This window comes from Amycolatopsis sp. AA4, assembly GCF_002796545.1.
GTDB lineage: Bacteria > Actinomycetota > Actinomycetes > Mycobacteriales > Pseudonocardiaceae > Amycolatopsis.
Window position 1 is genome coordinate 621,200 of record NZ_CP024894.1, and the last position, 23,645, is coordinate 644,844.

Annotated in this window: 21 protein-coding genes; 12 read left to right on the plus strand and 9 right to left on the minus strand. The window is 70.0% G+C overall.

Features of this window, described 5'->3' with window-relative positions:
- The first annotated feature begins 115 nt into the window (after positions 1–115).
- The 5 genes from CU254_RS03125 (at position 116) to CU254_RS03145 (ending at position 7,109) form a co-directional block, all read left to right on the plus strand.
- Positions 116–1,981 carry a methylmalonyl-CoA mutase family protein gene (locus CU254_RS03125; RefSeq protein ID WP_199785776.1) on the plus strand — a complete coding sequence of 622 codons (1,866 nt, stop codon included), beginning with the start codon at positions 116–118 and terminating at the stop codon, positions 1,979–1,981.
- Positions 1,978–4,146 carry a methylmalonyl-CoA mutase gene (gene scpA / locus CU254_RS03130; protein WP_009072675.1) on the plus strand — a complete coding sequence of 723 codons (2,169 nt, stop codon included), beginning with the start codon at positions 1,978–1,980 and terminating at the stop codon, positions 4,144–4,146. The genes CU254_RS03125 and scpA overlap by 4 nt, the downstream gene beginning before the upstream one ends.
- Before the next feature lie 3 nt (positions 4,147–4,149).
- Positions 4,150–5,142: a methylmalonyl Co-A mutase-associated GTPase MeaB gene (gene meaB / locus CU254_RS03135; RefSeq protein WP_037712379.1), complete on the plus strand. Its 993-nt coding sequence runs from the start codon at positions 4,150–4,152 to the stop codon at positions 5,140–5,142.
- Between the two features lie 175 nt (positions 5,143–5,317).
- Positions 5,318–5,632, plus strand: coding sequence for a hypothetical protein (locus CU254_RS03140; RefSeq protein ID WP_009072678.1), 315 nt, complete (start codon positions 5,318–5,320; stop codon positions 5,630–5,632).
- 190 nt (positions 5,633–5,822) lie between these two features.
- Positions 5,823–7,109 carry an amidohydrolase gene (locus tag CU254_RS03145; protein ID WP_037712382.1) on the plus strand — a complete coding sequence of 429 codons (1,287 nt, stop codon included), beginning with the start codon at positions 5,823–5,825 and terminating at the stop codon, positions 7,107–7,109.
- 607 nt (positions 7,110–7,716) lie between these two features.
- Here CU254_RS03145 and CU254_RS03150 read toward each other — a convergent pair.
- Positions 7,717–8,169: a gamma-glutamylcyclotransferase gene (locus tag CU254_RS03150; protein ID WP_183124553.1), complete on the minus strand. Its 453-nt coding sequence runs from the start codon at positions 8,167–8,169 to the stop codon at positions 7,717–7,719.
- Between the two features lie 132 nt (positions 8,170–8,301).
- Here CU254_RS03150 and CU254_RS03155 point away from each other — a divergent pair, with 132 nt between their 5' ends.
- From CU254_RS03155 to CU254_RS03175, 5 genes are all read left to right on the plus strand, one after another.
- Positions 8,302–9,705 (plus strand): NAD(P)H-quinone dehydrogenase, encoded by a 1,404-nt coding sequence (locus CU254_RS03155; RefSeq protein ID WP_009072684.1) that lies wholly within the window; start codon positions 8,302–8,304, stop codon positions 9,703–9,705.
- 78 nt (positions 9,706–9,783) lie between these two features.
- Positions 9,784–10,236, plus strand: a complete 453-nt coding sequence (locus CU254_RS03160; RefSeq protein ID WP_009072686.1) for a hypothetical protein — start codon at positions 9,784–9,786, stop codon at positions 10,234–10,236.
- Between the two features lie 196 nt (positions 10,237–10,432).
- Complete coding sequence (locus CU254_RS03165; protein ID WP_037712384.1) at positions 10,433–11,059, plus strand: hypothetical protein; 627 nt, start codon at positions 10,433–10,435, stop codon at positions 11,057–11,059.
- A gap of 58 nt (positions 11,060–11,117) precedes the next feature.
- Entirely contained in the window at positions 11,118–11,702 is a 585-nt protein-coding gene (locus CU254_RS03170) for a class F sortase (protein WP_009072690.1), read from the plus strand.
- Between the two features lie 82 nt (positions 11,703–11,784).
- Positions 11,785–12,582 (plus strand): VOC family protein, encoded by a 798-nt coding sequence (locus tag CU254_RS03175; protein ID WP_009072692.1) that lies wholly within the window; start codon positions 11,785–11,787, stop codon positions 12,580–12,582.
- Between the two features lie 822 nt (positions 12,583–13,404).
- Here CU254_RS03175 and glpK read toward each other — a convergent pair.
- Positions 13,405–14,913 carry a glycerol kinase GlpK gene (glpK, locus tag CU254_RS03180; RefSeq protein WP_009072696.1) on the minus strand — a complete coding sequence of 503 codons (1,509 nt, stop codon included), beginning with the start codon at positions 14,911–14,913 and terminating at the stop codon, positions 13,405–13,407.
- Between the two features lie 22 nt (positions 14,914–14,935).
- Positions 14,936–15,685 carry an MIP/aquaporin family protein gene (locus tag CU254_RS03185; RefSeq protein ID WP_037716505.1) on the minus strand — a complete coding sequence of 250 codons (750 nt, stop codon included), beginning with the start codon at positions 15,683–15,685 and terminating at the stop codon, positions 14,936–14,938.
- A gap of 207 nt (positions 15,686–15,892) precedes the next feature.
- Between CU254_RS03185 and CU254_RS03190 the strand changes: the two genes are divergently transcribed.
- Positions 15,893–17,662, plus strand: a complete 1,770-nt coding sequence (locus tag CU254_RS03190) for a glycerol-3-phosphate dehydrogenase/oxidase (protein ID WP_050788107.1) — start codon at positions 15,893–15,895, stop codon at positions 17,660–17,662.
- 43 nt (positions 17,663–17,705) lie between these two features.
- Here CU254_RS03190 and CU254_RS03195 read toward each other — a convergent pair whose 3' ends face one another.
- The 6 genes from CU254_RS03195 to CU254_RS03220 form a co-directional block, all read right to left on the minus strand.
- A complete protein-coding gene (locus CU254_RS03195; RefSeq protein ID WP_100266696.1) occupies positions 17,706–18,239 on the minus strand; it encodes a GNAT family N-acetyltransferase in 534 nt (177 codons plus the stop codon).
- Positions 18,240–18,425: 186 nt separating this feature from the next.
- Positions 18,426–19,697, minus strand: a complete 1,272-nt coding sequence (locus CU254_RS03200; protein ID WP_009072704.1) for a sensor histidine kinase — start codon at positions 19,695–19,697, stop codon at positions 18,426–18,428.
- A complete protein-coding gene (locus CU254_RS03205; protein ID WP_009072706.1) occupies positions 19,682–20,065 on the minus strand; it encodes a DUF1707 domain-containing protein in 384 nt (127 codons plus the stop codon). Before CU254_RS03205 ends, CU254_RS03200 begins: the two co-directional genes overlap by 16 nt.
- 8 nt (positions 20,066–20,073) lie before the next feature.
- Positions 20,074–20,622, minus strand: coding sequence for a DUF1707 domain-containing protein (locus tag CU254_RS03210; RefSeq protein WP_009072708.1), 549 nt, complete (start codon positions 20,620–20,622; stop codon positions 20,074–20,076).
- A gap of 54 nt (positions 20,623–20,676) precedes the next feature.
- Entirely contained in the window at positions 20,677–22,470 is a 1,794-nt protein-coding gene (locus CU254_RS03215) for an acetyl/propionyl/methylcrotonyl-CoA carboxylase subunit alpha (protein ID WP_100267020.1), read from the minus strand.
- A gap of 101 nt (positions 22,471–22,571) precedes the next feature.
- Positions 22,572–22,892: an SAV_915 family protein gene (locus tag CU254_RS03220; RefSeq protein WP_086024940.1), complete on the minus strand. Its 321-nt coding sequence runs from the start codon at positions 22,890–22,892 to the stop codon at positions 22,572–22,574.
- Between the two features lie 29 nt (positions 22,893–22,921).
- Between CU254_RS03220 and CU254_RS03225 the strand changes: the two genes are divergently transcribed.
- Positions 22,922–23,641, plus strand: a complete 720-nt coding sequence (locus tag CU254_RS03225; RefSeq protein ID WP_009072714.1) for a hypothetical protein — start codon at positions 22,922–22,924, stop codon at positions 23,639–23,641.
- The last annotated feature ends 4 nt before the right edge of the window (positions 23,642–23,645 follow it).

Below are 23,645 nucleotides of genomic sequence, written 5' to 3' on the forward strand. Positions count from 1 at the left end.
GTGGCCCACCCCGCCGTCAGTCTTCGACCCAGCACCGCTACCCCTGAGTTCACCCGTACGGGGGGCGAGCAGAGTCACAGGTGCGGGTGGTGGCCTGCCTCTACCATCACAGGTTATGACGAACGTGGCTGGTCCGGAGTCGGCGCCGACCTCCGAGCCCCGGCTCGCGCTCGCGGCGGAGTTCCCCACCGCGGACCGCGCCCAGTGGCAGGAGCTGGTGGCGGGAGTGCTGCGCAAGAGCGGCAGACTGCCCGAGGATTTCGCGGGTGCGCCGGAGAGCAAGCTCGTCTCCCGCACCTACGACGGCATCGAGATCCAGCCGCTGTACACCGCCGACGACGCGGGCGGCGACCTCGGCTTCCCGGGGCTCCCGCCGTTCGTGCGCGGCTCCCGGCCGGAAGGCGTCGTCGGCACCGGGTGGGACATCCGGGTCCGGCACCAGCGCGAAGACGCCCGCGCGGCGAACGCGGCGATCCTCGCCGACCTCGAAGGCGGCGCGTCCTCGGTCTGGCTGCGGCTCGGCGAGGGTTCGCTCCCGATCTCCGCGCTCGCGGACGCGCTGAACGAGGTGTACGTCGGCCTCGCGCCGATCGTCCTCGACGCCGGCGCGGAGTACGAAACCGCTGCTCAGGCGCTTCTCGACCTCTTCGCCGAACGCGAGGTCCCGGCCAGCGAAGCCGTCGGCACGCTCGGCGCGGATCCGCTCGGCGCCTCGGCGCGCACCGGACAGGCGCTGCCGCTCGGTCCGGCCGCCGCATTGGCCGCGAAGGTTGCCCCCAAGTACCCCAAGGTCCGCACGATCGTCGCCGACGGGCTGCCGTTTCACGAGGCAGGCGGCTCGGACGCACAGGAACTCGGCGCGACGATCGCGGCGGGCGTCGCTTATCTGCGTGCGCTCACCGAGGCGGGCCTGGACGTCGCCGCGGCGGCCGCGCAGATCGAGTTCCGGCTCGCCGCGACCGCGGACCAGTTCCTGACCATCGCCAAATTCCGTGCCGCGCGCCGGCTGTGGGACCGCGTCCTCGAGGTCTCCGGGGTGGCCGCGGAAGCGCGCGGGATGCACCAGCACGCGGTCACGTCGCCGTCGATGTTCACCCAGCGCGACCCGTGGGTGAACATGCTGCGCACCACCGTCGCCTGCTTCGCGGCCGGGGTCGGCGGCGCGGACGCGGTCACCGTGCTGCCGTTCGACGCGGCGATCGGCCTGCCGGACGCGTTTTCCTCGCGGATCGCCCGCAACACCAACGCGATCCTCATCGAAGAGTCGAAGCTGGGCAGCGTGATCGACCCGGCGGGCGGCTCCTGGTACGTCGAGAAGCTCACCGGCGAACTCGCCGAAGCCGCGTGGCGCGAGTTCACCGCGATCGAGGCGGCGGGCGGCATCGAGGCCGAACTGGCCTCCGGCGCGCTGGCCGGACGGCTGGCGCGGACCTGGGAGAAGCGCGCGAGCCGCCTCGCCACCCGGCGCGACCCGCTCACCGGCGTCAGCGAGTTCCCGAACCTGGAGGAAAAGCCGGTCGTGCGCGACCCGCTTCCGTCCACTGTGGACGGCGGCCTGCCGCGGCACCGGTACGCCGAGGAGTACGAGAAGCTGCGCGACGCGTCCGACGCCTACCTCGCCGAGCACGGCGAGCGGCCGAAGGTTTTCCTGGCCACGCTGGGGCCGGTCGCCGCGCACACCGCTCGCGCGTCCTTCGCGACGAACCTGCTGCAGGCGGGCGGCATCGAGGCGGTGAACCCCGGCGCGACCGACGACCTGCCCGGCGCGTTCCGCGAGAGCGGCGCGAAGATCGCCTGCGTCTGCGGCACTGACGCCGCGTACGAGGAACAGGCCGCATCCGTCGCGGCTTCGCTCGGCGCGGACAGCGTGCTGTTGGCGGGCAAGGGAACCTACGACGGAATCAGCGGCAATCTGTACGCCGGGTGCGACGCGCTCGAAATCCTGACCAGCCTCCACGCACAGCTGGGAGTCTCCGCATGAGCATCCCGAATTTCGCCGACATCCCGCTCGGCACGCCGGAACCGGGCGACCGCGCGGCGTGGGCACAGGCCGTGCAGGACGCCACTGGCAAGGGTCCGGACGCGCTGGCCTGGGAAACGCCCGAGGGCATCGGCGTGAAGCCGGTCTACACCGCCGCCGATCTGTCCGATGTGGACTTCCTCGGCACGTACCCGGGCATCGCGCCGTACCTGCGCGGGCCGTACCCGACGATGTACGTCAACCAGCCGTGGACGATCCGCCAGTACGCCGGGTTCTCCACCGCGCAGGAGTCGAACGCCTTCTACCGCCGCAACCTCGCGGCCGGGCAGAAGGGCCTGTCGGTCGCGTTCGACCTCGCCACGCACCGCGGCTACGACTCCGACCACCCGCGTGTGTCCGGCGACGTCGGCATGGCCGGCGTGGCGATCGACTCGATCTACGACATGCGCCAGCTGTTCGACGGCATCCCGCTCGACAAGATGTCCGTCTCGATGACGATGAACGGCGCGGTGCTGCCGGTGCTCGCGCTGTACGTCGTCGCGGCCGAGGAGCAGGGGGTGAAGCCGGAGCAGCTCGCGGGGACCATCCAGAACGACATCCTCAAGGAGTTCATGGTCCGCAACACCTACATCTACCCGCCGCAGCCGTCGATGCGGATCATCTCCGACATCTTCGCCTACACCTCGCAGCACATGCCGAAGTACAACTCGATCTCCATCTCCGGCTACCACATGCAGGAGGCCGGAGCGACTGCCGACCTGGAGCTGGCGTACACGCTCGCGGACGGCGTCGAGTACATCCGCGCGGGCGTCGAGGCCGGGCTGGACGTCGACAAGTTCGCGCCGCGGCTGTCGTTCTTCTGGGCCATCGGCATGAACTTCTTCATGGAGGTGGCGAAGCTCCGCGCGGCGCGCCTCCTGTGGGCGAAGCTGGTGAAGCAGTTCGACCCGAAGTCGCAGAAGTCGCTGTCGCTGCGTACGCACTCTCAGACGTCCGGCTGGTCTCTCACCGCGCAGGACGTCTTCAACAACGTCACGCGTACGTGCGTCGAGGCGATGGCAGCCACCCAGGGGCACACGCAGTCGTTGCACACCAACGCTCTCGACGAAGCGCTCGCACTGCCCACCGACTTCTCCGCACGGATCGCGCGCAACACACAGCTGTTGCTGCAGCAGGAATCCGGCACCACGCGCGTCATCGACCCGTGGGGCGGCAGCGCGTTTGTCGAGAAGCTCACCTACGACCTCGCGCGCAAGGCGTGGGGCCACATCACCGAAGTCGAGGGCGCGGGCGGCATGGCGCGCGCGATCGATGAAGGCATCCCGAAGCTGCGCATCGAAGAGGCAGCTGCGCGTACGCAGGCGCGCATCGACTCGGGACGACAGCCGGTCATCGGCGTGAACAAGTACCAGGTCACCGACGACGAACAGATCGACGTGCTGAAGGTCGACAACGCGGGCGTACGCGCACAGCAGCTGGAGAAGCTGCGTCGGCTGCGCGAAGAACGCGACCCGCAGGCCACCGAGGACGCACTGCGCCGCCTCACCGAAGGCGCGCAGAACAACGGCAACCTGCTCGAGCTGGCCATCAACGCCGCGCGCGCGAAGGCCACCGTCGGCGAGATCTCCGACGCCCTGGAAAAGAACTGGGGCCGCCACTCCGGCCAGATCCGCACGATCTCCGGCGTGTACCGGGAAGAGGTGGGGAAGTCGGACAACGTCGAGAAGGCACGCGAGCTGGTCGATAAATTCGCCGAGGAGGAAGGCCGCCGCCCGCGGATCCTCGTCGCGAAGATGGGCCAGGACGGCCACGACCGCGGCCAGAAGGTGATCGCCACCGGCTTCGCCGACCTCGGCTTCGACGTCGACGTCGGCCCGCTGTTCTCTACCCCGGCCGAGGTCGCGCGCCAGGCGTCGGAAGCCGACGTGCACGTGATCGGCGTGTCCTCGCTGGCCGCCGGGCACCTGTCGCTGGTGCCCGCGCTGCGCCACGAACTGGCCGAGCTGGGCCGCGAGGACATCATGGTCGTGGTCGGCGGCGTGATCCCGCCGCAGGACTACCCCGAACTGCGCGAAGCGGGTGCGGCGGCGATCTTCGGCCCGGGCACGGTGCTCGCGGACGCCGCGATCGACCTGCTCCAGCAGCTGGCCGCGCAGGAGTCCTGAACCTTGCCGCGGCGGATCGACGTCGGCGAATACGCCAAGGGCGTGCTCGCGGGCGACCGGGGAACCCTGTCCAAGGCCATCACGCTGGTCGAATCGCATCGCGAGGACCACCGGCGGCAAGCGCAGGAGCTGCTGGTCGAACTGCTCCCGCACGCGGGCGGGGCGAAACGCGTCGGCATCACCGGCGTGCCCGGAGTCGGCAAGTCGACATTTATCGATCAGCTCGGCACCGACCTCACCTCGGCCGGGCACCGGGTCGCGGTGCTGGCCGTCGACCCGTCGTCGACCCGCACCGGCGGTTCGATCCTCGGCGACAAGACCCGGATGGCGCGGCTGGCGGTCGACCCGAAGGCGTTCATCCGGCCGTCGCCGACGTCCGGCACGCTCGGCGGCGTCGCCCGCGCGACGCGCGAGACGATCGTGCTGATGGAAGCGGCCGGCTTCGACGTCGTGCTGGTGGAGACGGTCGGGGTCGGACAGTCCGAGGTGACCGTGGCGAACATGGTCGACTGCTTCCTCTTCCTGACCCTCGCGCGCACCGGCGACCAGTTGCAGGGCATCAAAAAGGGCGTGCTGGAACTCGCCGACGTGATCGCCGTGAACAAGGCCGACGGTCCGCACGAACGCGACGCCAAACGTGCCGCGCGCGAGCTGCAGGGCGCGCTGCGGATGATCTACGGCAAGGACGCGCTGTGGACGCCGCCGGTGCTCACGTGCAGCGGACTCGAAGGCAGCGGACTCGACGAGGTGTGGGCGGCGATCGGGAGGCACCGCGAGGTGCTCACCGAATCGGGTGATCTTGGCGAGCGGCGCAAACGGCAGCAGGTCGACTGGACGTGGTCGATGGTCCGCGAGCAGCTGCTCGACCGGCTCACCGCGCATCCGGCCGTCCGCGCGCAGGTCGCCGACGTGGAACGGGCGGTGCGCGACGGGGAACTCACCGCCACGCTGGCCGCGCAGCGGATCTTGGACGCGTTCGCGGAACCCTCTTCTTGAACGTCGTCCAAGAAGAAAAACCGCCGTGCGCGCAAGTGCCTTTTGACCGTATCCGGGGCTTGCTGCGCCCGGCGGTCGTCAGCACGAGGCGAGCGGACCCGGCTCCACCGCGTGGCGGCTGACGCGTCCGCGCTTCGGCGGGCACAATGCACGGGGACGGCGTAGAAGGGAAGTCATGGCGAAGGTGCGGGGACTGCTGCTGGCCGGTCTGCTCGGCGTGCTGCTCACCGGGGTGCTGCCGGCGGCGGCTTCCGCGGCGACCCCGGCTCCGGCCTCGGTCTCCGCGTCGGCTGAGACGGCGATCACGCAGGTGAACGCGCACCGCCAGGTCCAGCCGGGACCGGTGCTGGACCCGTCGCAGACCGACAAGGCCAACGCCGACAAGACGAAGAAGAACCTCGTCGCCGGCGGGGCCGCGGTGGTGCTGCTCGCCATCGTGTACTTCGGCCGCCGTCACCGCATCAAGCGCCGCAAGGCCCAAGGCGGCTGAGCTTTCCGGCGTTCACCCACGCCGAACTTCATCAGCCGTTCGCCGCAGATCTTCTACCGGCCGTCTTGGTCGAAGCGCAGCGCACCGCCGCTTGCCACCTGCATGGTGCACGATCGACTGCAATGCGTAAGACAGATCGATCGGCACGTTGCGTGTTCCCCTGCGCTCGTGTTGCAGGAGGAGGTGCGGCGTGACGGTGCTGGATTCACGGCCGGACGTTCCAGGTGACCACAACCCGATCGCGGCGCCCGGCGCGCTGCTGACGGACGTCGGCGTCAGCATGGCTCCGGTGGAAGACCTTGGCGCGGGCCGCGGCCCGTTCTGGCTGGACGACTGGCTGCGCGCGAACGCGACCGACGTGCTCGCGTGGCGGCGGCACATCCATGCCCACCCCGAGCTGTCGCGCGACGAGTTCGCGACGACCGAGCTGATCGTCTCGCTGCTGCGCCGGGTCGGGCTCAAGCCGTGGGTGCTGCCCGGCGGCACCGGCGTGGTGTGCGACATCGGCAAGGGCGAGCGCTGCGTGGCGCTGCGCGCGGACATCGACGCGCTGCCGCTGACCGAGGACACCGGCCTGCCGTACTCCTCCACCACCGAGGGCGCGGCGCACATGTGCGGCCACGACGCGCACACCGCGATCCTGCTCGGCGCCGGCCGCGCGCTCGCCGGCGCGCCCGAGCTGCCCGGCCGCGTGCGGCTGATCTTCCAGCCCGCGGAGGAGGTCATGCCCGGCGGCGCGCTGGACATGATCGCCGCGGGAGCGCTGGAGGGCGTCGAGCGGATCTACGGCCTGCACTGCGACCCGCGGCTCGAAGCGGGCAAGGTCGGCACCCGGGTCGGCGCGCTGACGTCCGCCGCCGACCTGATCGAACTGCGCCTCACCTCGCCCGGCGGGCACACCTCGCGGCCGCATCTCACCGCGGACCTGGTGTACGCGCTCGGCACGGTCATTACGTCGCTGCCGTCGGTGCTGTCCCGGCGCGTCGACCCGCGCTCCGGCACGGTGCTGGTGTGGGGCGCGGTGCACGCCGGACAGGCCGCGAACGCGGTCCCGCAGGACGGCGTCCTGCGCGGCACGCTGCGGACGGCCGACCACGAGGTGTGGAAGGCGCTGGAGCCGCTCGTCGCGTCGTCGGTGGAATCGCTGCTGGCCCCGACCGGCGTCGGCTTCTCGCTGGACTACCGGCGCGGGGTGCCGCCCGTCGTCTCCGACGCGGAGTCGACCGCGCTGATGCGCGCCGGGGTCGAGGCGGCGGTCGGCGAAGCGGGGCTCGCCGGGACGGAACAGTCGTCCGGCGGCGAGGACTTCGGCTGGTATCTGGAGCACGTCGGCGGGGCCTTCGCCCGGCTCGGCGTGTGGTCCGGTCCGCCCGCTCCGCAGGCCGACATCCACCGTCCGACGTTCGTCCTCGACGAGCGTGCGCTGCTCGTCGGAGTCCGCACTTTGGTGCACACCGCACTGGCCTCGCTGGCCTGAGTTATCCACAGGGATCGCGCCTATGTGGATAACTCAGGCGGGTGAGAGGTACCCCTCGTGCGGGGGTGTCAGCGGGGAATTACCCACTGTGGTCTAGACCGCCAAAGCCACTGCTCTGGCCCGTTCACCGAGAGTAATTTCGGACTTTTGCACTACCCGGGTGGGCCGGTGGTCCGTCGGTTGCCTTCGGTGGATTTCGTGTTGTGCGGCAACGGCTTTGGCGGAATCCGAGGCTGCTCGCGGTGCTGCGCTGACCTGATTTCTGCCGTCATATTTGGTGACGGACTGCTATTTTTCCTGCGCTCTGCGGTGGCGGATGCCCGTGTGAGTGAGCCTCTGCCGTGTGGTATTGGGCGGCTGTGCTGCGAGGCCGCGGACGGCCCGGTCGCACGGAGTTATCCACAGGGCGACACCGTTGGGGACAACTTTCGGCCCTCTGCTACCGCGGGTGTGGATGACTCCGGAAAAGAGCGTTCCGGACAGCCCGCGGCGAGGTCGAAGCGGCCGCGGTCGTTCGTCCAGCGAATGGCTGAAAGTCCGTGAAGGGCTCCTTGAGGGAATCAGATTCCCGCAAGGAGCCCTTCACGGACAGTTAAGACAGTGAGCGTCAGCCGCTGATCCCGGTGCACGGCCGGGTGCGCAGATCGTCCACGTAGTCCGCCGGGGCCCCGGCCGCCTCCGCGGCGTCCGCCAGCACCCCGAGATACCGCGCCGAGGGCAGGCCGCCCTCGTAGGCGTCCAGGACGTACAGCCAGGCCAGCACCGAGCCGTCCATCGTCTGGACCCGCAGCCGGATCTTCGTGTGCATCCCCAGCTCGCCGCCTTCCCAGCGGTCGAGCCGTTCCTCGTCGAGCGCGGTCACGTCGTACAGCACCACGAACACCCGCGACGACGGGTCCTCGACGATGGTGGCCAGCGCGCCTTCCCACCCGATGTCCTCGCCGCCGAAGGTCAGCCGCCAGCCTTCCAGCCAGCCGGTGCCCGCCATGGGCGAGTGCGGGGCGCGCTCCAGCATCTGGGCGGGCTCCATGTTGGATCCGTAAGCGGCATACAACGGCACGCGGCACAGCCTAGCGACCTCTCTCCGCCGCGCCGGGATGCACATGCCGTGTCCGGGCACTTCGCTTGCCGGTCAGGTTCGCCGCGTAGGGTCAGAGCCACCGCCAAGCACGTGTGACATAGGAGGACCCAGGTGACCAGGATCGTGATCATGGGTGGCGGCCCGGCGGGCTACGAAGCCGCCTTGGTCGCGGCGCAGCACGGCGCCGACGTGACGATCGTCGAGCGGGACGGCCTGGGCGGCGCCTGTGTCCTCTACGACTGCGTGCCCTCGAAGACGTTCATCGCCTCGTCCGGCGCGCTCGCGAAGATGCACGACCTCGGCGAGCTGGGCATCAACACCGATCTCGCGGACACCACCGTCGACCTGCCGACTGTCCACGGGCGGGTGAAAGGCCTCGCGCTCGCGCAGTCGGCCGACATCCGCGCCCGCGTGCAGCGCGAGGGCGTGCGCGTGATCACCGCCGAAGCCCGGTTCGCCGACGACGAGCCCGGTCTGGCCACCCACACGGTGGAAGTCACGCACTCGGACGGGAAAGTGGAATCGCTGTCCGCGGACGTCGTGCTGATCGCCACCGGAGCCACCCCGCGCGTGCTGCCCGGCGCGGTCCCGGACGGCGAGCGGATCCTGGACTGGCGGCAGCTGTACGACCTCACCGAACTGCCCGAGCACCTCGCGGTGATCGGATCGGGCGTCACCGGCGCCGAGTTCGCCTCCGCGTACACCGAGATGGGCGTGAAGGTCACCGTCGTGTCGAGCCGCGACCGCGTGCTGCCGCACGAGGACGCGGACGCGGCCGCGGTGCTCGAAGAGGTCTTCACCCAGCGCGGCACCACGGTGGCCAAGCAGGCCCGTGCGGAACGCGTCGAGCGCACCGAGAAGGGCGTCGAAGTTCACCTGGCCGACGGTCGCGTGATCGAGGCAAGCCACGCGCTGATGACCGTCGGGTCCATCCCGAACACCGCCGACATCGGCCTCGACCGCGTCGGCATCGAGCCCGGCCCCGGCGGTTTCATCGCGGTGGACCGGGTGTCGCGCACGAGCGTTCCCGGCGTGTACGCGGCGGGCGACTGCACGGGCGTGCTGATGCTCGCGTCCGTGGCGAGCATGCAGGGCCGCATCGCGATGTGGCACGCGCTGGGCGAGGGGGTCGCGCCGATCAAGCTCAAGACCGTCGCGGCGAACGTGTTCACCCACCCGGAAATCGCGACCGTCGGGATCAGCCAGCAGGCGATCGATTCCGGCGAGGTGCCCGCGCGCACGATCATGCTGCCGCTGGCCACCAACGCGCGCGCGAAGATGGAAGGCCTGCGCCGCGGTTTCGTGAAGCTGTTCTGCCGCCCCGCCACCGGCGTGGTGGTCGGCGGCGTGGTGGTCGCGCCGTCGGCGAGCGAGCTGATCCTGCCGATCGCGCTGGCCGTGCAGAACCAGCTGACGGTGGACCACCTGGCGCTGACGTTCTCTGTGTACCCGTCGCTGTCCGGATCGATCACCGAAGCGGGCCGTCAGCTCATGCGGCACGACGATCTGGACTGATTTCCCGCGTCCGGGCAACCCCGTGCGGCACCCCGCGTCTTGCGGGGTGAAGACGGGTAGCACGGGGAAGGAACGAGGGTGCGCAAGAGCGCGATTTTCGCGGTGGCGGCGGCGATCGGACTGGGCGGGACCGCGGTCCCGGCGATGGCGGCGGACGGTCCGGCCGCCGATCCGGTGACGGTGCAGCTGAACCAGGACACCGCGGTGCTGCACGGCCAGGTGAACGCCTACCAGCGCGGCTCGGACCCGAACGTGGCGTTCGCTTACTGCCCGGGAGCCAAGGCGGGCACGGCGGCGTTCAGTTCGCCCGCGCTGCAGTTCTCGCAGTATTTCTACGGCGAGATGGTCGGCGTGAAGGCCACGATGAGCGCGCACGCGAACCTGGTGCCGGGCACGAAACCCGGCAGCTATCCGCTCACCGTCACCTGTGGCGGGAAGCAATACGACGCGACGTTCACCGTGCCCGCCGCGCAGGTTTCGCGGGTGCCCCAGGGCGCGGCGAAAGCGGGCGACGGGAGCCTCGCCAGCTGATCGCCCCCGCTTCGAAAACCGCCGGAAAATCGTTTCCGGCGGTTTTTTCGTTCCCCGGGCAACCCCGCGGCGGGCGGAGACGTCTTGGTGGGTGTCGGAACGAAAACGCCCGGGCCGCAGGGGGAACTGTCGGCTGGGCGCGGATTCGCCGCTGTTTTCCTGCGGCGGGAATCGCATTTTCAGCAAGGGGAGCGTCATGAAGCGTACCGTTGTTTTCTCCGCCCTGGTCGCCGCCGGAATGCTTTCGGCCGCACCGGCTTTCGCCGCCGAGTCGCCCAGCGCGCCGAGCACTGCCGCCCCGTCCTCCTCGCCCGCTGGGCCGGATTCGGACGACAACGCCGGCGTGCCCAAGGCGTTCATCCGGGTGCTGCCGTCCTCGGGCCACGCGGGGGACCGCGTCACGGTGCGCATCGGCTGTGAGGCCTCGGAGATCAAGAACCTCAAGTCGGCGGCGTTGCAGTTCGGCAAGCTGCACCCGGTCGGCGCGCAGAACGACCCGTCGAAGGCCCCGATCTCGCAGGGCGCCGCGACTGTGCGCAGCGGGGTGAAGCCCGGGGCGTATCCGGTTTCGTTCTCCTGCGGCAGCGCTGACCTCGCCACGAAGTTCACCGTGCTGGGCGCGAAGCCCGCCCCGAAGCCGACGCCTGCGCCTGCGCCCAAGCAGGTCAGCAAGGTCCCGTCCGGCGCGCCGCAGACCGGCGGCACGGACGGCCCGGTCGCGGACGACCAGTCGAACCTCGGCCTGCCGATCGCGGCCGGCGCGATGGGCGTGCTCGCCCTCGGCGGCACCGGGCTCGTGGCGGCGCGTCGTCGGCGCGGCTGACTAGTCTCCTGGGCCTGGCCGGGTTCGGGCGGCCAGACCCAGGCGGATCGGGGGAAAGATGATCAGGAAGACACTCGCGGCGGCGTCCGTCGCGCTCGCCGTGCTGGCGGCCGGATGTTCGGCCGGTTCGACGACCGCGGCGCCTGTTGCCGGCGCTGCGTCCGCTTCGTCGGCCGCCCTGCCGAAATCGGAGCCGGTGTCGCTGGACATCCCGCGCATCGACGCGCATTCCACTTTGGTGCCGCTCGGCCTCAATCCCGACAATTCGGTGCAGGTTCCGCCGGTCAGCAAGCCATTGCAGGCCGGGTGGTACGAAAACGGCCCGACCCCCGGGGAGATCGGCCCCGCGGTCGTGCTCGGGCACGTGGACGGAAACAAGCAAAAAGGGATCTTCTACCGGCTCAAGGAAATGAAACCGGGAGACGACGTCGACATCGCCCGCCGCGACGGCACCACCGCGCACTTCCAGGTGACCAAAGTGGACCAGGTGCCCAAGGACGCCTTCCCGACCGACGCGGTCTACGGGGACACTTCGGACCCGGAACTGCGCTTGATCACCTGCGGCGGTGCCTTCGACCGGTCCGAGCACAGCTATGTGGACAACATCATCGTGTACGCCCATCTGGTGAACGGCGCGCGCTGACCTCGCGGTTGAACAAGACGCCCCGTTTTTGTCGGTCCCCGGTGCGACACTGTGGCGGTTGGCACAATTCTGGGAGGCACGCATGATCACCAGGACAGAACCGTGGCCCGAGGGCACACCGTGCTGGGGCGACTTGATGGTGCCTGACCGCGACAAGGCGGTCACGTTCTACGAGTCGCTGCTCGGCTGGACGGTCGAATCCGGCGGCCCGGAGACCGGCTATTACGGAATGGCGCAGATCGCGGGCAAACCGGTGGCGGGCATCGGCCAGATCCCGCCGGAGCAGGCGGGCATGCCGCCGATGTGGACGACGTACCTGTCAGTGTCCGATGTGGACAAAGCCGTAGCCGCGATCGCCGAGGCGGGCGGCCAGGTCGTCGCGCCGCCGATGGACGTCCTGACCGAAGGCCGGATGGCCATCGCGACGGACCCGACCGGAGCCACGTTCGGCCTGTGGCAACCGGGACGACACTCCGGCACGCAGGCCACCCTGACGCCCGGGGCACCCGCGTGGAACGAATGCATGACCCGGGATTTCGGCGCGGCCAAGCAGTTCTACGGCGATGTGTTCGGATACGGCTTCGGGGACATGTCCGGGCCAGGCTTCACCTACGCGACCTTGGACGTCGACGGCCGCCCGGTCGGCGGCCTCGGCGAGTTGTCCGCGGACAGCTCCGCCTCGCCCGGCTGGGTGACGTACTTCTGGACCGCGGACGCGGACGAGTCAGCCGCCCGAATCGGACAACTGGGCGGGACAGTGGTGAGCCCGCCGGTGGACACCCCACACGGCCGCATGGTGGTCGCGGTGGACGACCAGGGGGCGGGGTTCTCGCTGATGGCGCCGAATGCACAGTCCGGCACCCAGGACGGGTGGGGGTGAGGCTGGGGAGGGGATGATTCGAGCTTCGCGGGATTGGCCGGGGGAGCTGGCTGATCGGTGCTGTGGCAGGCCGGAGGTGTTGCCGTGCCGAGCGCTGAGCGTGCTGAGCGTTGAGCGGTGAGGTGGCGGGCCGGACGTGCTGCCGAGCCGAGCTGGACCACATGGCCGTGCGGTGCTGAGCTGCGCAGGCTGATCTTGGCCGGGCTGTAGGTCGCCGGGCATGGCTTCAGGCTGAGCTGTGCAGGCTGATCTCGGTCGGGCTGGCGGCGTCGGGCCGTGCGTTGCCGGGCGGGTGATGGGCTTGATCGAGCCCGTGCCTGGCGGTGCGGTGCGGCGGTGAGCTGTGCACGCCGACTTGCAGCGGTGCCGTTAGGCCGAGCCGGGCTGGTGTTGCGTCGCGCCCTGCAGCGGGTGGGCCGCGCGAGTGCCGCTTCGTGCTGGTTCGCGCCGTGTTGCGCTGAGCGGACCGTTCTCGGTCGGGCGTGACGATGGGGTTAGTCGAGCCCGTGCTCGGTGGTGCTGTGCGGTAGTGAGCTGAGTGCGCCGATGTTGCAGCGGGCCCGCGAAGCCGAGCCGGTGTTGCGTCGTGCCGTCCTGCAGGGAGGGCCCAGTGAGTGCCGATGCGTGCTGGTTCACGCCGTTGAGCAGAGCGGACCAAACCAGTATCCGCCGAACCGAGGTGGTGCCCCAGCGCTGCGCGATGCCCCTTCGTCCCGGAACCGGCGGCGAAGTCAGCGCGACCCGAACAGCCGTGAGGGGAACCCCGAGAGAATCCGTCCCTCGAAGTTCCCCTCACCAGGCTCGACAGCACTAACCCGAGGATCAGTCCTCCACCCAGTCGAAGGTCTTCGTCACCGCCTTCTTCCAGTTGCGGTATTCCTTCTCCCGCCGGGACTCGTCCATCGACGGGTCCCACTGCTTGTCCTTCGCCCAGTTGGTCCGGATGTCGTCCTCCGACTCCCAGAACCCGACCGCCAGCCCGGCCGCGTATGCCGCGCCCAGGGCGGTCGTTTCGTTCACCACCGGGCGGATCACCGGCACTCCCAGGATGTCCGCCTGGAACTGCATCAGCAGCTCGTTCACGACCATCCCGCCGTCGACCTTCAGGGACTTCAGCGGGACACCCGAGTCGGCGTTCATCGCGTCGATCACCTCTCGCGACTGGAACGCCGTCGCCTCCAGCACGGCCCGCGAGATGTGGCCCTTGTTCACGAACCGCGTCAGGCCGACGATCGCTCCTCGCGCATCCGAGCGCCAGTACGGCGCGAACAGGCCCGAGAACGCCGGTACGAAGTACGCGCCGCCGTTGTCGTCGACCGTTCGGGCGAATTCCTCGATCTGGGCCGCCGACGAAATCAACCCCAGGTTGTCTCGCAGCCACTGCACCAGCGAACCGGTGACCGCGACCGAACCCTCCAGGGCGTACACCGTGTCGTTCGAGCCGATCTTGTAGCAGACCGTCGTCAGCAGGCCGTTCTCCGACAGGACCTTCTCCGTGCCGGTGTTCAGCAGCACGAAGTTGCCGGTGCCGTAAGTGTTCTTGGCCTCGCCCGGCGAAAGGCACGCCTGGCCGAACGTCGCCGCCTGCTGGTCGCCCAGGATGCCCGCGATCGGCACCTCCGCCAGGGCTCCGCGCGGACGGACCTTGCCGTACACCTCCGACGACGACCGGATCTCCGGCAGCATCGACAGCGGAATCCCCATCTCCGCCGCGATGTCCTCGTCCCACTTCAAGGTGTCGAGGTCCATCAGCAGCGTGCGCGACGCGTTCGTCGGGTCCGTCACGTGCACGCCGCCGTCGGTGCCGCCGGTCATGTTCCACAGCACCCAGGTGTCCATGTTCCCGAACACCAGGTCGCCCGCCTCGGCCCTGGCCCGCGCGCCCTCGACGTTGTCGAGGATCCACTTGATCTTCGGGCCGGAGAAATACGTCGCGAGCGGGAGACCGGTCTTCGCGCGGTAGCGCTCCTGGCCGCCGCCGAGCGCACCCAGCTCAGTGGCGATCTTGTCGGTGCGGGTGTCCTGCCAGACAATCGCGTTGTACACCGGCTTCCCGGTCTTGCGGTCCCACACGAGCGCCGTTTCGCGCTGGTTGGTGATGCCCACCGCGGCGATGTCGGTCGGCCGCAGGTCGGCCTTGGCGAGCGCGCCCGCCGCGACCGCGCGGGTGTTTTCCCAGATCTCCTCGGCATTGTGCTCGACCCAGCCCGCCTGCGGGAAGATCTGCTCGTGCTCGCGCTGGTCGACCGCGACGACACGGCCGGAGTGGTCGAAGATCATGCAACGCGTCGACGTGGTGCCCTGGTCGATCGCGGCGACATACGAAGTCATGGATTTCCTCCGGAAAGCTGGATCAGGTCAGGTTGTGCACGGCCAGGTACACCAGTGCCGCCAGCGCCGCGCCGACGAGCGGCCCGAGAACCGGCACCCACGAGTAGTTCCAGTCGGGGTCGCGCTTGCCCTTGATCGGCAACAGGAACGCGTACGCGAGGCGCGGGCCGAGGTCGCGGGCCGGGTTGATGGCGTAGCCGGTCGGCCCGCCGAGCGAAATGCCGATCACCAGCACGACGAACGACACCCCGGCGTAGCCGAGCGCGGTGTTACCGAAGGTCGGCGTCCCGTCGGCGGCGGTCTTGAACGCCGGCGTCAGCAGGATCCAGCCGACCAGCACGAAGGTGCCGATGATCTCGGTCACCAGGTTCCACGCCTTGTTCCGGATCTGCGGGGCGGTGGAGAAAATGCCCAGCGTTTCCTCCGGATTCGGATGGTCGTCGAACTGCAGTTTGTAGGTCAGCCAGCACAGCACCGCGCCGATAATCGCGCCGAGCATTTCGCCGATCAGGTAGAACGGCACGTCCGCCCACGAAACCTTGCCCGAAATGGCCAGGCCGAGCGTGACCGCGGGGTTGAGGTGCGCGCCGGTCGGCGCGGCGAGGCTGGCCCCGGCGAACACGCCGAAAGCCCACCCGAAGGTGATGAACAGAGTTCCCGCTTGATGGCCGTTGTTCTTGCGCAGCACGACGTTGGCCACGACGCCGTTGCCCAGCAACAGGAGCACTGCTGTCCCCAGCGTCTCCCAGACGATGATCGCTATCGGACTCAGACTCACGCTCTCCGCACCTCCACACTGGACAGACTGTGCAGGGCCGAGCACGTCCGGCCACAGCCCCGTCGCCGACCCCAGTCCGCGGCACGTTACCGCCGCGTACGCGCGCAATCCATAAGCCGGGCGAACCAATGTGACCATGATCGTCATGGGTTCCGCCACACGTGTCACCTCGGGGTCAGCAGACGATCACGCAAGCGTGCGATGCTGGGGAAGGTGGAGCACGAGGAGGAACGAGTGGTGACGAACCCGCAGAACGGCAGCGACCCGGCCCGGCTGGGTCCGGCAGGCCGGGAGGAATCCTGGCGGCGCTTCGGCGACGAGACCTTCGACCTGGTCGTGATCGGCGGCGGCGTCGTCGGCGCGGGCACCGCGCTGGACGCGGCGACCCGCGGCCTGCGGGTGGCCCTCGTCGAGGCCCGCGACCTGGCGTCCGGCACGTCGAGCCGGTCGAGCAAGCTCTTCCACGGCGGGCTGCGGTATCTCGAGCAGCTCGAATTCGGCCTGGTGCGCGAGGCCCTGCACGAGCGCGAGCTGATGCTGACGAAAATCGCGCCGCACCTGGTGAAGCCGGTGAGCTTCCTGTACCCGCTGACGCACCGGATCTGGGAGCGTCCGTACACCGCCGCCGGGCTGCTGATGTACGACACGATGGGCGGCGCCCGGTCAGTGCCGGGCCAGAAACATCTCACCCGCGCGGGTGCCCTCCGAATGGTCCCCGCGCTCAAGCGGTCCGCGCTGATCGGCGGCATCCGGTACTACGACGCGCAGGCGGACGACGCCCGGCACACGATGACCGTCGCGCGCACCGCCGCGCATTACGGCGCGGTGGTCCGGACCTCCACCCAGGTCGTCGGCTTCCTGCGCGAGGCGGACCGGATTTCCGGCGTGCGCGTGCGCGACGTCGAGGACGGCCGCGAGACCGAGATCCACGCCGGCGCCGTGGTCAACTGCACCGGCGTGTGGACCGACGAACTGCAGCGGCTCTCCGGCGGACGCGGCCGGTTCCGCGTGCGCGCGAGCAAGGGCGTGCACATCGTGGTTCCGCGCGACCGGATCGTGTCGGAGTCCGGGATGATCCTGCGCACCGAGAAATCGGTGCTGTTCGTGATCCCGTGGCGCAACCACTGGATCGTCGGCACCACCGACACCGACTGGAACCTCGACCTCGCCCACCCGGCAGCCACCAAGCACGACATCGACTACCTGCTCGAACACGTGAACTCGGTGCTCGCGACGCCGCTGACGCACGACGACATCGAAGGCGTGTACGCGGGTCTGCGGCCGCTGCTGGCCGGAGAAAGCGAAGAGACGTCGAAGCTGTCGCGCGAGCACGCGGTCGCGCGGGTCGCGCCGGGTCTGGTCGCGATCGCGGGAGGCAAGTACACGACGTACCGGGTGATGGCGGCCGACGCCGTCGACGCCGCGGTGGTCGACCTGCCCGGCCGTCCGCCGTCGTCGATCACGGACAAGGTCCCGCTGCTCGGCGCGGACGGCTACCACGCGCTGGTCAACCAGGCCGATCACCTGGCCGCCGAGCACGGGCTGCACCCGTACCGCGTGCGGCACCTGCTCGACCGCTACGGCTCGCTGGTGCACGAGGTGCTGGCGCTCGCGGCGGACCGGCCGGAGCTGCTCAAGCCGATCGAATCGGCCCCGGACTACCTCGGCGTCGAGGTCGTGTACGCGGCCAGCCACGAGGGCGCGCTGCACCTGGAGGACGTCCTCGCGCGGCGCACGCGGATCTCCATCGAGTACGCCCACCGCGGCATCGACTGCGCGGAGCAGGTCGCACAGCTGGTGGCCGGCGTGCTGGGCTGGTCGGAGGACACGACCAAGCGCGAGGTCGAGGTCTACCGGGCGCGGGTCGAGGCGGAGCGGGATTCGCAACTGCAGCCGACCGACGAATCGGCGGACGCGCTGCGGGCGGCGGCTCCGGAGGCCCGGGCGGGCTTGATCGAGCCGGTCAGCTGAGGGTTGCTCGGGAGTGCCTGTCGCGGTTGACCGGGGCAGGCACTCACGAGGGCTTGAGCACCCAGCGGATGAGCGTTTCCCCGGTCGGCGAGGGCCGCTCCTCGGGCCCGACGCGGCTGAACCCGGCCCGTCGCGCCACCACCGCGGACGCGGTGTTGCTTTCGTCGTGCCGATAAGCGATTTCCTGGAGCCCCAGCCGGGCGAAGCCGAACTGGATCGCGGCCGAAAGCGCTACTGCCGCAATGCCTTTGCCCCGTTCGGCCGGATGCGTCCACACCGACGCCTCGGCGGTGCCGAACGCGAGGTCCAGGTCGCGCAGCCCAACCTCGCCGAGCAGGCGGCCGGTCGCCGGTTCGGCCACCGCCCACGAGCAGCGCTCGTCGCACGCCCACTGCGCGGCGCGCAAGGTCACGTATTCGGTGGCTTCGTCGGGGGTGCGCAGCCGGTAGTTCAGCACGTACCGCCGATGCTGCGGGTCGGCGAACGCCTCCATCAGCGCGGGCCGGTCGTCGAGCTTCCGGTCCGCGCGCAGCTGACGCAGGTAGTACGCGCCCGCGTTGATTTCCACGGGTTCCACATCCTCGAGCCTAACCGTCTCCGGGCGCGAAACGGCTGCGTGCCGCGTCACGACCGGGGCGGAGGCCGGGTGAAAAATCCGTGCCCGCTTCGAGCCGCGATGATCGTCCTGGCCGCGTTGCGGGAACGCCGGACAAGCTGACCCAGTTCGCCGTCGAGCACGCCGGGACGCTGCGTGGCGGTTGGGCTAAGCGGGCGGAGGGATCGCCGGGCACTCCGCGTGCACCACGGTCCCTTCCCCGCGCGCGGACTCGATGGTCAGCGACCCCGCGACTCGTTGCACGCGTTGCCGCATCGCCTCCAGGCCGAACCCGGTGCCGTCGCCGCGGTCGCCAGGCGCGAAACCCCGGCCGTCGTCCCGGATGTCGAGCATGATCAGATCGCTGGTGTAGGTCAGCGTGATGCCGATCCGGTTGGCGCGCGCGTGTTTTTCCGCGTTGGCCAGGGCTTCCTGCGCCACCCGGTACAGCGTCACTTCCAGCTCCGGCAGCAACGGCCGCGCGTCGCCTTCGACATCAGCGGTCACCTTGGTCCCAGAGGTGTCGGACACTCGATTTGCCAAGCCTGCCAACGCTTCCGGCAGGTGCGAGTCCGCCAATGGTTCCGGTCGTAACGCCTGCACCGCTCGGCGCGCTTCGGTGAGACTGTCCTTCGCCAGCGTGTGCACATGGGCGAGATGCCGTTGCCGATCTGCGGCTTCGGTGGCCCGGTCGGCGGCCTGCAGCTGGGTGACAATGCCGGTCAATCCCTGCGCGACAGTGTCGTGAATTTCGCGGGCCATCCGCTGTCGTTCGTCAAGCACTCCGGCCTGGCGGGCTTGGGTGAGCAATTGTGCGTGCAGCGCGGCGTTTTCCGTTAAGGCCGTTTCCAGGCGCGCGTTCGTTTGCGCGAGTTTCTCGTTGGTACGACGGCGTTGCTCATTCTCCGCGCCGACGAACCACGCCACGTACAGAATCGGCCCGACGATCGACACCGCAGTGATCCAGGGTGGTGACGGTTGCCAGAGTCCCTTGGCCAGCAACGGAACTACCGCCGTCGCGGCCGCGGCGAAGATGCTCCAGCGCGTCGGGAACAACACGAACGCGATCGGGTAGCCGACCGAAGCGAATGCGGTGAACGGGTCCAGCCGCGAGGTGAGCACGGTCGCGCCAGCCAGCAATACGAGGAAGAAGCCGATGGCCAGCCACGGTTTGCGCGTGCGTCGCGGGAAAACCGGAATCAGCACCAGCAGCCACAGTCCGCTCGCCGCGGCGAGAAGCAGGGTGGTGCGCCACTGCGCGGGGTCGCCGTGCGGCTGACCGGCGGCGATGATCGTGCACACCGCGAGCGCCAGAATCCCGACCCCGGCGAACACCGGGCCCGCCCATCGCTCGGCCGTCGGGTCGACCGAACCCGGCCGCAGCCCCATCATCAGGCTCGGCCGCGACGCGCGTTCTGGCGCGCTCAGCGCCGCCGCCATCCGCTGAACAGGATCAGCAGCAGCGGCAGCGCGAACACGATCAGCAACCGTCCGCGAGTCACGATGAGCACGAGAACCGCCAACGCGATCGAAAGCGGCACCGAATACCGCCACACGAACGCGCTCAGCTTGCCGTTGCCGCCCGACGGGACGACCGGTTCCGGCCGGGCCGTGGCCAGCAGCGCGCTCGGCCGCGGCGACGGCAGGTCGTCGAAGAGCGGCACCAGCTCGCTGACCAGTTTGGCTGACGTGACCTTCGCCGAGCGGCTGCCGTACTCGTCGATGTCGAGGCGTCCGGTGCGGACGTGCTCGGACAGGACGTCGAGCGCGTCCTGTCGTTCGGCGTCGCTCAGCCGCAGGTCAGCCATGGTCCGCCTCAGCGGTCCAGCCGGCGCTGGCGCCGGTGCTCGTCGCGCATCGCCCGGAACTCCTCGCGGCGTTCGCGGTGCCGGTCGTGGCGATGGTGGTCATGGTGCTCGAAACCCTTGCCCCAGAGCGCGCGGCCGACCGCGGTGAGCGCGATCGGCGCGAAGATCACCGGCCATCCCGCGGTGCCGGTAGCGATCAGGGCGATCGCGGCGATCCACACCAGCGGGATCAAGGCGGCGACGGCACGTTGTCCTGCCGACCACTCCGGCTGCTGCGCGGCCACCTCGCCGGACGCAGCGCGCGGCACGGGTGCCGGCGGTGCCGCCGGTTCGGGCGCGGCGGTCGCACCCGCGCCGAACACCGGATGCGGCACCGGGAGGTCGGTGAACAACTCGCCCAGCTCGCCCCGGGTTTTGGCCGCGGTGATCCGGGCGGAACGCTCGCCGAACTCGTCGATGTCGATCCGCCCCGCGCTCATGTGCTCGCCGAGCGCGTGCAGCGCGGACTCGCGCTCCTGGTCGCTGATCCGCAGCTGCGGAGACGGAACCTCAGTCACGTAGTCGATGGTAGGCCGCGCGAGCGCGCGGCACCCACGACATTCAGCACAACTTCAGTCCTTGAGCTCCAAGAGTTGCGTTCCCTGCGTGACCGCGGAGCCGATCTCGACCGAAAGCCCGGTGACGGTGCCCGCTTTGTGCGCGGTGACCGGGTTCTCCATCTTCATCGCTTCGAGCACCACGATCAGCTCGCCCGCCTCGACGTGCTGGCCTTCCTCGACCGCGATCTTCACGATGGTGCCCTGCATCGGCGCGGTGACCGCGTCGCCGCTCACCGCTGCCTTCGCGCCGCCGGCCCGCTTGCGCGGCTTGGCTTTCGTCGCCGCGGGCGCGCCGCCGCCTTCGAGGGCGAACCCGCCCGGCAGCGACACTTCGAGCCGGCGTCCGCCGACCTCGACCACGACGTTCTGCCGCGGCGCCTCTTCCTCGGCCTCGACGTCCGGCGCGGTGAACGGCTCGATCTGGTTGTCGAACTCCGTCTCGATCCAGCGGGTGTGCACGCTGAAGCCGTTTTCGTCGCCGACGAACGCGGGGTCGTTCACGATCGCGCGGTCGAACGGCAGCACCGTCGCCATGCCCTCGACCTCGAACTCGGCCAGCGCGCGGCGGCTGCGCTCGAGCGCGTTCTGCCGGTCCGAACCGGTGACGATCAGCTTGGCCAGCATCGAGTCGAACTGCCCGCCGATCACGCTGCCGGATTCGACCCCGGAGTCGACGCGCACGCCCGGACCGGACGGGGCGACGAACTTGGTGACCGTGCCCGGCGCGGGCAGGAAGCCGCGGCCGGCGTCCTCGCCGTTGATGCGGAATTCGATCGAGTGGCCGCGCGGCGTCGGGTCCTCGGTGATCCGGAGCTTCTCGCCGCGCGCGATGCGGAACATCTCGCGGACGAGGTCGATGCCGGTGGTCTCCTCCGAAACCGGGTGCTCGACCTGCAGCCGGGTGTTCACCTCGAGGAAGGAAATGGTGCCGTCGACCGCGACGAGGTACTCGACGGTGCCCGCGCCGTAGTAGCCGGCCTCCTTGCAGATGGCCTTGGCGGACTCGTGGATCCGGGCGCGCTGGTCGTCGGACAGGTACGGCGCGGGGGCCTCTTCCACCAGCTTCTGGTGGCGGCGCTGCAGCGAGCAGTCGCGGGTGCCGACGACGATCGCGTTGCCGTGCTGGTCGGCCAGCACCTGCGCCTCGACGTGCCGCGGCTTGTCCAGGTAGCGCTCCACGAAGCATTCGCCGCGGCCGAACGCGGCCACCGCCTCGCGCGTCGCGGATTCGAACAGCTCGGGGATTTCTTCGCGGGTGCGGGCGACCTTCAGGCCGCGGCCGCCACCGCCGAACGCCGCCTTGATCGCGACCGGCAGGCCGTGCTCGTCGGCGAACGCGATGATCTCGTCGGCGTCCTTCACCGGTTCCTTGGTGCCGGGCACCAGCGGCGCGCCCGCGCGCATCGCGATGTGCCGCGCGGTCACCTTGTCGCCGAGGTCGCGGATCGACTGCGGGCTCGGCCCGATCCAGGTCAGGCCCGCGTCGAGGACGGCCTGGGCGAAGTCGGCGTTCTCGGAGAGGAAGCCGTACCCGGGGTGGACCGAATCGGCGCCGGACCGCTTGGCGGCGTCGAGGATCTTGTCGATCGCGAGGTAGCTCTCGGCCGCGGTGTTCCCGCCGAGGGCGAACGCCTCGTCGGCGAGGCGCACGTGCGGAGCGTCGCGGTCCGGGTCCGCGTACACGGCCACGCTCTGCAGGCCCGCGTCCTTCGCGGCCCGGATCACGCGAACCGCGATCTCGCCCCGGTTCGCGATCAGGACCTTGGTCACCGGACCGCCTGTGCTCGCGGTGTCCTGCTCGCTCACCACATACCTCCCGTGCCCGTCGCGGCGCTGCTGGTCAACCGGGAGTCTACGGACCAGGACAGGGCCTGGATTGAGAGGTGGACCACCCAGTTCGGTCCTGTTTATACCCGGCCGGCCGGGGCCTGATGCCGCAGTTCGGCCGGTAGTTCGGAGTCGAGCACGATCACGTCGTAGGGGTTGACCTGGTGCACCAGCGCCAGGTTCTCGGTGTTGACCAGGATCCACGGCTGGTGTTCGCCGCAGCAGTCGACGAGCCGGTCGAGCGCGGTGAACGCGACCAGCGCGGTGCGGCCGTCCGGGGTGCGGCGCAGTTCGACGTTGGCTCCGGTCTGGCCGTCGGTGGTCGGTCCGGCGGGCCCGGTCGGCAGGTAAAGGGCCGGGGGCAGGTTGGGGTTCGTCACTCCGACAACATAGACGGCCACGGTGCGCAAGGTCGCTTACAGTCTCGGTTATGCGGACTTGGCCGAAGCGCGTCCCGCGATCCGCGCTGCTCACCGCCGTTCTCGCGGCGGTGGTCACCGCGGCGGCGCTGGTCGTGGTCGTCGTGCTGCGCCCGAAGCCGGACGGCGCGGTGACCATGGCGCCGCGCGAGCCGGCGGCGGCTCCGGTCGAGGGACCGTCTTCGACCTGCGGAAACGGTCCGTGCCGGCAGTTGGCCGCGGTGAGCGTCGGCGGTACCCCGGTCGTGTTGCTGGCGGATGCCGCGGGCGGATCGGGCCGGGTCCAGGTCGGGCAGCAGCCGTTCGAACTGGCGATCACGAACCTCGGCGCGAAGCTGACGGCGACTTCCTTGCGCTGCCTCGACGGGTCGACCGCCGCGTGCCTGATCCGCGGCGACGCGGGCGGCGGTTCGTACGGCGAACTGCTCACCGAGTCCGGCGGGGTGTGGCGCGACTACGGGAAACCGTATTTCTCCGACGCGGGTTCGTTGTCGCTGTATGACGTGAGCCAGGACGGCCGTCCGGACGTGATCGTCGTGCGGCACGAATGCCCGCAGGCGGTGTCCGGCACGCCGCGCTGCCAGGCGGCGCCGGTGGTGGCGGAGGTCTACGAACTCGACGGCGAGGTGATGGGCTGCACGAGCACCGTCACCTCGCCGTCGAATTTCCGCGGCTGGCCGGACGTCGAGCTGAAGAAATCCCAGCTGCGCCGGTGTTCCGGCAACTCCTGAGCGG